Source organism: Corallococcus sp. Z5C101001 (assembly GCF_007352635.1).
Classification (GTDB): Bacteria; Myxococcota; Myxococcia; order Myxococcales; family Myxococcaceae; genus Corallococcus; species Corallococcus silvisoli.
The window spans coordinates 1-2,060 of sequence record NZ_VKLU01000046.1; the positions used below are offsets into that span (position 1 = coordinate 1).

A 2,060-nucleotide genomic window follows, 5' to 3' on the forward strand; every position below is an offset into this window, starting at 1 on the left:
GCGTCCGGCGTGCGCGCGGCCTGCCGGGCGAAGTGGACGTGGACGGGGAGGTCCGTGGGACTGGCGACCGCGGAGGGGTTCCAGTCCACGAGCAGGCGCTGACGCTCCTCGCTGGAGAGCAGCGGGAGCTCGGCCATGGGCTGCTCGGGGGCAGTGGCCACGGCGTCCAGCAGCGTGCGCAGGTGGCGGGCCATCCGCTCCACGGTGCTCCGCTTGAAGAGCGCGGTGCTGTACTCGAACCCACCGATGTAGCCCTGGGGGGAGTCCTGAAGCGTCAGCGTCAGGTCGAACTTGGCGAAGCGCATCTCGGCGGTCACCTGCTGGAAGGTGAGGCCGGAGACACGGAGGCTCCCCGTGGGGGCGTTCTGTACCGCGAACATCACCTGGAAGAGCGGGCTGCGGCTCGGGTCGCGCACGGGTTGCACGGCCTCGACGAGCTTCTCGAAAGGCAGGTGCTGGTGCTCGTAGGCCGCGAGCGTCGTGGCGCGGACCTGGGCGACCAGTTCGCGGAACGTCGCCTTGGGAGCGACCCGCGCGCGCAGGACGAGGGTGTTGACGAAGAAGCCGATGAGGCCTTCGGTCTCCGCCTGGGTGCGTCCCGCGATGGGCGAGCCCACGCTGATGTCGTCCTGCGAGGCGTAGCGCGACAGGAGGAGCTGGAACGCGGCCAGGAGCACCATGAAGGGCGTGGCGCCTTCACGTTGCGCGAGCGCCTTGAGTGCCTTGGACGTCGCTTGCGAGACCTGGACAGAGTGGGTCGCGCCCTCGCGGGATTGGATGGCGGGACGCGGATGGTCGGTCAGCAGCTCCAGCGCGGACGGAGCGCCCGCGAGCTGCTGCTTCCAGTAGCCCAGCTGCGCCTCCAGCGTTTCTCCCTGCAGCCACTGGCGCTGCCACGCGGAGAAGTCCGCGTACTGAATGGGCATGGGTGTCAGGGTGGGGGCGCGGCCCTGGGTGAAGGCCTCATAGAAGGCCGCCATTTCGCGGACGAGGACGCCCATGGACCAACCGTCGGAGACGATGTGGTGCATCGTCACGAGCAGCAGATGTTCTTCGGCGCCCAGCCGCACCAGGGCGGTGCGCAGCAGCGGACCTCGCTGGAGTTGGAACGGCTGATGCGCGTCCTCTTCGACCTTCCGCTGGGCCTCGGCCTCACGTTGAGGCTCGGGCACCGAGGAGAGGTCCACGAGCGGCAGCGTCCATGGCGTCGGTGCGTGGACATGCTGGATGGCGTGGCCTTGGTTCTCGCGGAAGGTGGTGCGCAGGGATTCGTGGCGAGCGACCAGCGCCTCGAAGGCGCGGCGCAGCGCCTCTACGTCCACGCGGCCCGTGAGCCTCAACGCCGTGGGGATGTTGTAGGACGCGTCCTCGGGCTGAAGTTGATCCAAGAGCCACAGGCGCTGCTGGGCGAAGGAAAGCGGCAGCGGGCCGTCGTGAGAGACGGGGGTGAGCTTGGGGACTCGGGGGCCGGTGCTGGCGGACAGGCGTCCGGCGAGGGCTTCGATGGTGGGGGACTCGAAGAGCGCGCGGAGGGGGAGCTCCACGTTGAACTCGGAGCGGACGCGAGACACCACCTGGGTGGCGAGGAGGGAGTGTCCGCCAAGTTCGAAGAAGGAGTCCTTCACGCCAACCTGGGGCAGACGGAGGACTTCGGCCCAGATGGAAGCGAGAGAGGCCTCTGCTTCGGTGCGAGGAGCCACGTAGGAGTGAGTGGCCTGGGGCGCTTCTGGCTCGGGGAGGGCCTTGCGGTCGACCTTGCCGTTGGAGTTGAGGGGCAGGGCGTCGAGCACGAGGAAGGCGGAGGGCACCATGTACTCGGGGAGGCCGAGGCGCAGGTGAGCCTTGAGGGAGTCGATGTCGAGGGAGTGGCCCTCGCGAGGGGTGACGTAGGCGACGAGGCGCTTGTCAGCAGCTTCGCCCCTGGCGATGACGACAGCGTCCTTGAGGCCGGTAGCGCGGCGGAGGGCTGCTTCGATTTCACCCAGCTCGATGCGGAAGCCGCGCACCTTCACCTGGAAGTCGATGCGGCCGAGGTATTCGAGGCGGCCGTCAGGGCGGTA

General features: G+C 68.8%; 1 protein-coding gene. It reads right to left on the minus strand.

The window, feature by feature from the left end:
• Positions 1–2,060, minus strand: a 2,060-nt coding sequence (locus FOF48_RS36115) for a condensation domain-containing protein (RefSeq protein ID WP_255443074.1), incomplete at both ends; no start/stop codon positions are given.